The following is a 7246-nucleotide window of genomic DNA, read 5'->3' as shown; positions in this document are numbered from 1 at the left end:
GCTTTTATTCTATCGTCTTTTCTTAGTTTTTTTGAAGCAGCTACTTTTTTTAGAGCTAATTCTCTGAGATCATTACTGTAAATTATAGACACATTTCTCCTTTAAATTTTTGTGTCTTAAGTATACATCAATCGATCTGCAGCTCCTAATGACTTAGGCTATAGAAGATTATTTTAGGTTTTCAGGTGAAGATGTTTTAAGTGGAGCCCTTGAGCAAAAAATAAATGAGACCATGTCTAATTGGGAGTTCATGCATGGTCGACAAGATTTCATGCGAAATTCATTAAAAGAAGGGTTATCTAATTTTCAAAAAAATATTAAAAAATTAATTGGAAGTTAGCACTGATAAAACTAAATGCTTTTCTTTGTATATGTATTTAATCTGGTAATCCAACCACCAAAAAAGTTTAATCGATTGTAGTCTGGGCCTGAGTGCTCAATGAGCATTAATAGTTTTTTAGTTGCCGCTACGGTAAAAGCTTTTGTTACATTTGTTTGGGTGAGATTTTCTGGCATATCAAGTAAAACACTTAAAAGCCCCCAGGACTTGCCGTTACTTTGTTCCGCTGGATTCAGTCCGTCACCTTTAAAATTTAGATAATCTACCAAAACATAGGTTCCAATAGCTGAAGAAAGCATTAAATCAATAATTCTTTTAACTTTTTTTCGTTTGCTTTTGGGTGCAGCGTTTATAATTTCGGGTAATTTATTCTTTAGTCGAATAACCATAAATTGCGCTTGGTGAGCAACAGTAGAAGAGAAAAGTTTTCGTAACTCTTGTAATTTTTCTTGATCATTATAAAAATCAGTACGGTTTTGCCATGGTGCTCCGGTAGAAAGAGAGTCTTCTAGCCAGGATGGAAGAATGATACCATTGTCTTTCAAATGCTCGCAAAGAGGATGAAAGCCTTGGGTGTATTTTACTTCATGACCTTGTGGAATCCAGATGCTGTGACCTATTCCAAAAGAGGGAAATGATTCTTTATCGCTCCAATATGTTAAATAATCTTCTCGGCAACTCGCTTCATTATGCCAGATCTGTTTGCCGATGCGTGAAATAACGTCTGGGCTTAATGACATTATGTTTTGTTGGCTTAGCAGCAACCAGGATGCAAGAATAAATAACTTTTTTATCATAAATAACTCCAATTGTTTTATATCAAACGCTTATTGCATACTCTTTATTTAATTTATTAGTAAGTATAGAAGGTTGGTTGTATAAAGATCAAGAGTCTTGTCTCAATAATAAAATTAAAAGTTAATCTTGCCTAAGACTTAAAGCTCTGAATTGTTTAATCTTGATTAATCCAAAAGCTTTAACAGCTTAAATGGATATTCTTTTTCTACAGTGATTCCTTGTTTGTCTTTAAGTTGGATAGCTTGCCCCAGATGATATTTTTTTAATAAATCATCATAGGTCTTGATGCCATCAAAGATTTCTGTCAGTGTTAATCGATGAATCCGCCCATAGCCACTTTTATAGCCTCGAGCTTCAATAATTTCATTTCGTTTGATGTTGCTCACTATCATGACATGGCCAGATATCCAAATTAGATCACCATTTTCAAGGGGTTCGTTTTTTGCTAAAGCTCTTTTGCTTTCTTCCATAACTTTAGTTGTTTTCCATGGAAATTCTATTCCTGCAATTTGTGCCATTCTCATTACAAACTCTGAACAATCATATCCAGAGTATGGATCATTTTTCCCAGTTCTTTGCCAAGATCCATCCGCCAGGTAGAAGTTAGAGTCTTGATAGGGGATAGTAAAGCTGCTTCCTCCCCAGACATAAGGAATGACATTATTCATGCCTTTTTTGTTTGTGCTTGAAACTCTATCAATCAAATGGTTAATGTTTTTCACAAAGAGCTTTCTAGCTGCTTTCATATGTTTTTTAGTTTCAACAAGAGCATTTTTGTGAGCAATAAAGTCGATGAGTATTGCATTGGCGGTAAAATCTACTCGTTTTATAGCATATGCAGTTAATGTATCTTGCTCTGGTATGTGATTAAAGCGAGTTCCTGCTGAAAATGTTTTCCATGGATAGGTAAGAACAATTGTTGGTTCTTGTCCGTATTTTGGGCAGGGTATAACTTGCAAAGTTTCATCAGTTAGTTTTTTTAGCTCGACGAGATCTTTTTTATGAACCCAAAAACTATTTAACTTTTCTTTGCTTTCGCTGTCATAGCCATACACCACGTTGTTGCAAGCTATTTTAAAACAGCCGTCTTTTTCTTCGATTATGCTTACCAGTTCATTGTACAATCCTTGATGAGACCGATGGCAACCGTTGCTGTTTCCACATATCGATTGATTGAGTGGAATTGGAAAAACGCCGCTCATTTCAATAATTGGATTTTTTACGACAGCAATTGAGTTTATTGAGGCTTGGGTAGTAGTAACACACGTAAAAGAGATTAAAAAAAGAAATGCAAACATCATATAATTTGAAAAAATTTTATTAAATAGACTCTGTTGCAACAATATTCCTTTTTGGATAAATTCTGTTTAAAAATTAGTTATATTATCTATTTTAGTATTGCATTTTTATATTTTTATTAAAAATTAATTCCCCAAGCAACCCAAGACATTGATGCCCATTTATATCCTAAATTCAATTTATTGCTATCAAATCCATAGCTAGTGCTCAGTAAAACTTGCTGAGAGTATTTTTTTGACTTAAAGCCATATTTGTAAACAAAGTAAAAGCTGTTTCGTAGCGAATCTGTTTTATCTGGGATTGTGGGTATTTTTGGATAAATTTTACCATTAAAATTCCAGTGAGCAGAGTATCCACCCTCTATTCCATGGTGTGATTTTGGCCAGTGACTTTTTAGTGCAATGAGCAAATCAGCTCCTTGGCCAATGGTAAATTTGTGGTTGTTTCCCAAAGTGTCCCTTGCGTTTGCGGGCACAAAATAGAGGTACCGAGTCCCCCATAAAAAATCAATCTTTTCTTGTAGTCTGTAAAGTCCATCAAGCTGAAGGCCGGTGCCAATTTGACCAGCGCTTAAGGTAAAGTGCTGCAAAATGTAACTGCTATGAGTAGGAACTCCAAAAAGAGCAGAAGTTGTTACTCTAGATTTGTTGGTAGGATTAAAGTTACGACCAATGGTGAATAAAAGATCATCGCATTCAGTTTGAGAAAAAGTAGTTACGTTGCATTTTTTTTGATACAAATGCGAAAATGCAAAGTCAGTTCTAAAATAATAAACTGATGCAAAATCATAAACAAAGGCAGAGTAGTCACCAACTAAATTCTCAAAAACGTCACCAATATATTTTTTTTGAAATTGAATAAATGGAAGTGTTGAAAAAGAATAAGGCGTTTCTTTAGCGTTATCACTTTCATTATGTTTTACCAGTGGCCTGCGAGTAATTTGTGCGACTTTAAAGTTATAAACAATGGGAACTGTTGTTGATGTCAAAAGCAAGCTACATGCTAGAAAAAAGCTTTTAGCTTTATTGTTTAAAATTGATTTTTTTATAGAGTAAAAAACAACAAACATGTATTTCCAATTAATAATCATGATGATACCAATGTGATACTTAACATCTTTATATTTTAGTATGATTTTTGCAATCTTTGAAAATATATATGGAGCTTATTATTTTAAATAAACCATTCATTTTTTTGCATACAAACGGCTTATCTATTGAATAGTTTTATTAAAATTGACTTCCTGCTATCGATTATGAAACCCTGTTTTTGCTACGTAGTAAATATTCTATACTGCATAAAAACAAGAGGGGCAAAAGTGAATAAGTTTTTAGCCTGTTTATTCTGTTTTTGTAAGATGTCTACTGATAATGATATTGTAAAAACAAAAAAGCCCGAAATAACCATAAATATTTCTGAGCCTGTTTTTCAAGAAGAGGCTCAAGTACCACTTATTGAAAATTCTTACGAGCCTGTAAGAAATTATTCTCGAATCCCTCAAGCTTTTTCGGGCTCTTCTAGTGATGGATTATTTGAAGATGATGTATTTGTTTCCATATGCGTAGATTATCCAACAATGAAAAGAGATTTTATGCTTATTATTGAGCAATGCTACAAAGAAGAGTTTATTTCTTGGAAAGATGAGCTCATTCAAAAATCAGGCCTGCCATTAAATCATCCATATTGCCAAGTAACTATGAGCGGATATGTTGAGTTCATGCGTTATGCAAATCGTGATAAAAATGATATTGCAAATCAAAATCTGTTTTTAGATATTGGGCAGCGGACATGGTTTTTAGGGCAACCGTATTCAGGTGGCAGCCTAGAAAAGCATTTAGAAATCAAAGAACAACATGCAAAGATAAAAACAGATTTTTTACAACGATTGCCTTATCTGCCAATTGCGCTTCCTTCAAGCGCTAAAAAAAGGATAGAAGAGTACTTTGTTAAGCGAATTGAAGAAAAAAATTGGAAAACGTTTTGGAACCTATTTACTAAAGAGGCTGTAATTTTACCAGCTAGCAGTAGATATATATCAGACTTGATAGATGGAGTGCAGACTCCCACAATAAATAAACCTTCTTTTTCAGTAACAAAATGTAATGCTCCGATTGGATTTCAAAAAAGCATTGCGGCAGAGTCTCGCGAGCAAAATTTAAAGGATTAAGCTTTTATCATTTTATGAATCATAGCCTTGAACTGTGTTCCACGGTCTTCAAAGTTTTTAAAAAGATCAAAGCTAGAGCCAGCGGGAGAAAACAGAAGTAGATCAAACTTTTTATAATTTTTTCTAAAAACATCAAGAGCGGCTTCAAGGGTAGTTGTTTGGATGCAAGGTACTTGATATTTTTCACACAAATTATTTAAAGACTCTGATTCTTTTCCAAAAGCAAATACGGTGATTTCTTGGTTTTTACAATGCTCAATAAGAGGAGACCGATCTGTTCCTTTGCTCAGTCCGCCTAAAAATAAAGCAATTTTTTTACCTGGGAATCGATCTACAGCTTTTGCTGTTGCTTGCCAAACTGTTGATTTAGAATCATTGTAAATCGCAACATTATAAAAATGCGCTACAAGCTCAACACGATGTTCTGGCAAATTTAGGGCATTAATAGTTGGCATAACTGTTTTTAAGTCTATCTTGTACAAATAAAGTGTTGCAAGAATTGCAACCCAGTTTTGTAGAAAAGTAGTCTGCGGGAGCTTGCCTATTTGATCAAATATAATGCATTGCTCGCCTGAAGTAGACAGCAAAATTAGATTGTTGTTTTCAATATAAAAAGTTGGATAAGTGATATCCGTCTCTGGTTTGTTTGTACAAAATAAATAAACACGAGATGGAACTTTTTGAATTATATCTTCAATTTGGTCTATTAATTCGTATGGAATTAATGATTTTTGATCATTTCTTTGATTTTTAAAAATCTGACACTTGGCCAATAAATATTCTTCCATCGTTGCGTGGTGATCTAGATGGTTTGGATAAAAATTTGTTAAGACTGCAATGTCTGGAGCAAAATATTTTGTATGTTGAAGTTGGTAGCTTGATAGCTCTAAAACAACCGTTTTTGGTTGCGGTTGTAGGTTTAACACATTGAGCATTGCGTATCCAATATTTCCTGCTGCAACAGAATTTGGTATGCATTGCTCAGTAAAGCTTGTAATAGTTGTTTTTCCTAATGTGCCAGTAATTGCAATGGTTGGAATTTTTGATTCACTTGAAAAAATATCAAGCTCTTGTACAAACTTACCCGCATATTTTTGGTAGTCTAAAAGTGATATGCCAGGGCTTGGAATAATAATATCGTTGTTGTCTAGAAATTCTTTTAAGCTTGTAGGCGTTTGTAAAATTACTAAAAGTTCTTCATGAGCTTTTTTATCAAGAATTTGAATCTGGCTTGTGAACTGTTTGACGTAATTGAGTACGGATTTTCCAACGACTCCTAGCCCCCAAATTCCGACACGTTTATTTTTTAAGTTGATCATGTGGCTACATCGTCCTTTCATCTTCGGTCTCGGGCTGGTCGTGTCCGGCAAAGCTGGAAGCGAAGCCTTGAACCTGGGGATCTAATTGTTTAATTTTATTTTCCTAATTGTTTAACCGAAAGAAAACCTTTTAGCAATAGCATATAAATAAGAAAGCTACTTGAATTAATGCTTATATTTATTTTTGACTCAAGAACCTACAAAGAGCTCCAACAAATATAAAAGCTAGAGAGAATTGTATAAAGTATGTTGTCGTTAATTGATGAGGAATTCTAAATTCTAGGAATAGCGCAATCCAATAAGATAAAGTTGCAGCTATTAATGCCATCAAATATATACACAGTTGCTGTTTTAAGCAATTAAGAAATGTCATAACAATCCAATCATTGTTTAAGGAAGAAATAAGCATAGCGTAAGAGCGCTACCAACAAGAGTCGAGGCTGTTTCAACGGCTGCAACTGTTCCAGCAAGGCTTCCAGCAGAGCTTGTAACAGCAGTTGTTATTAATACTGCCTCCTGAGCTAACCCTGCGCCTGCAATAGCGCCTCCTACTATGGTAGCACCAATAGGAGCACCAGCCGTGGTTGCCGCAGTTATAGCTCCTACTGCAGCTCCAGCAGTACCCCCACTCGCCACAACAATAGTACCTACTGCTGCAACCGCTGTTCCATAACATAATGTTTTTGTGACCCAATATCCAATAGCTCCAGCGATTGGGTCATTATGAATTAAGACACCATTTGTAGATGCAAAAAAGTTTTCATAATCTGCTACCGTAATAAATCGAAGGGTAGAGGATTCGTTTTTAATGCAAATTGCTTTTATTCTAACAAATGTTGCATCGCTTTTTAAAAGAACGTCGCCAAGAGATAATTGGTCTGCTTGAATCCATTTATATGGAATGAAAAGTTTTTGATCTGGAGAAACTTTAAGAACGGCATCATTATCCATTGTTATTTCTATGTGACATTCTATGTTTGAGTCTGTAATTGTTAAAATTGATTTAGCATGTTTTACAAAGTCTCTGTCTGCAGAAATTACTTCATCGCCTATGTTTAAATCTTGTATTTCCTTAAGCCCATATGGTGTTTGAACAAGTGTATGAAAAAGAGTTCCTGAATATATAAAAGATGTTGCGAAAAGATAGCTTAAAAAAATAGTCATTTTTTGCATGACCATATTTTTCCTTGAAGGTTTTTGTTTTGGACGATTGCTTATTGTTTTCCTTCAAAACACTCTGCTTTTAGTGATTAAGTTTATAGTCATTTGATCAAATCTCAATGAACTTTTCATTGAAAAAGCTAAAACAAGTTAATTGTCTTT

At 34.3% G+C, this 7246-nt stretch carries 6 protein-coding genes; 1 reads left to right on the top strand and 5 read right to left on the bottom strand.

All coding sequences use genetic code 11. The features are described 5' to 3' along the window. Window positions 1–351: 351 nt before the first annotated feature. The 3 genes from NTU89_02950 to NTU89_02940 form a co-directional block, all read right to left on the bottom strand. Window positions 352–1137 (bottom strand): hypothetical protein, encoded by a 786-nt coding sequence (locus NTU89_02950; protein MCX5923503.1) that lies wholly within the window; start codon window positions 1135–1137, stop codon window positions 352–354. Between the two features lie 165 nt (window positions 1138–1302). After that, window positions 1303–2478, bottom strand: coding sequence for an NlpC/P60 family protein (locus NTU89_02945; protein MCX5923502.1), 1176 nt, complete (start codon window positions 2476–2478; stop codon window positions 1303–1305). A gap of 77 nt (window positions 2479–2555) precedes the next feature. Further along, window positions 2556–3527, bottom strand: a complete 972-nt coding sequence (locus NTU89_02940; protein MCX5923501.1) for a hypothetical protein — start codon at window positions 3525–3527, stop codon at window positions 2556–2558. 228 nt (window positions 3528–3755) lie between these two features. Between NTU89_02940 and NTU89_02935 the strand changes: the two genes are divergently transcribed. After that, on the top strand, window positions 3756–4604 hold the full coding sequence (locus tag NTU89_02935) for a hypothetical protein (GenBank protein MCX5923500.1): 849 nt from the start codon (window positions 3756–3758) through the stop codon (window positions 4602–4604). On the opposite strand, the gene murD is transcribed toward NTU89_02935, so the two are convergent. Both murD and NTU89_02925 read right to left on the bottom strand, forming a co-directional pair. Then, window positions 4601–5923 carry a UDP-N-acetylmuramoyl-L-alanine--D-glutamate ligase gene (gene murD, locus NTU89_02930; protein MCX5923499.1) on the bottom strand — a complete coding sequence of 441 codons (1323 nt, stop codon included), beginning with the start codon at window positions 5921–5923 and terminating at the stop codon, window positions 4601–4603. The genes NTU89_02935 and murD overlap by 4 nt on opposite strands. A 390-nt stretch (window positions 5924–6313) precedes the next feature. Further along, a complete protein-coding gene (locus NTU89_02925) occupies window positions 6314–7102 on the bottom strand; it encodes a polymorphic toxin-type HINT domain-containing protein (protein ID MCX5923498.1) in 789 nt (262 codons plus the stop codon). Window positions 7103–7246: the final 144 nt, after the last annotated feature.

The sequence above is a fragment of the Candidatus Dependentiae bacterium genome (assembly GCA_026389065.1).
GTDB lineage: Bacteria > Babelota > Babeliae > Babelales > Chromulinivoraceae > JACPFN01.
This window is presented reverse-complemented; position numbering and strand designations above follow the sequence as displayed.

Coding starts and splice junctions, on each gene's coding strand:
- NTU89_02950 (MCX5923503.1), bottom strand. CDS start 1,137: ATGATAAAAAAGTTATTTATTCTTGCATCCTGGTTGCTGCTAAGCCAA.
- NTU89_02940 (MCX5923501.1), bottom strand. CDS start 3,527: ATGATTATTAATTGGAAATACATGTTTGTTGTTTTTTACTCTATAAAA.
- murD (MCX5923499.1), bottom strand. CDS start 5,923: ATGATCAACTTAAAAAATAAACGTGTCGGAATTTGGGGGCTAGGAGTC.
- NTU89_02925 (MCX5923498.1), bottom strand. CDS start 7,102: ATGGTCATGCAAAAAATGACTATTTTTTTAAGCTATCTTTTCGCAACA.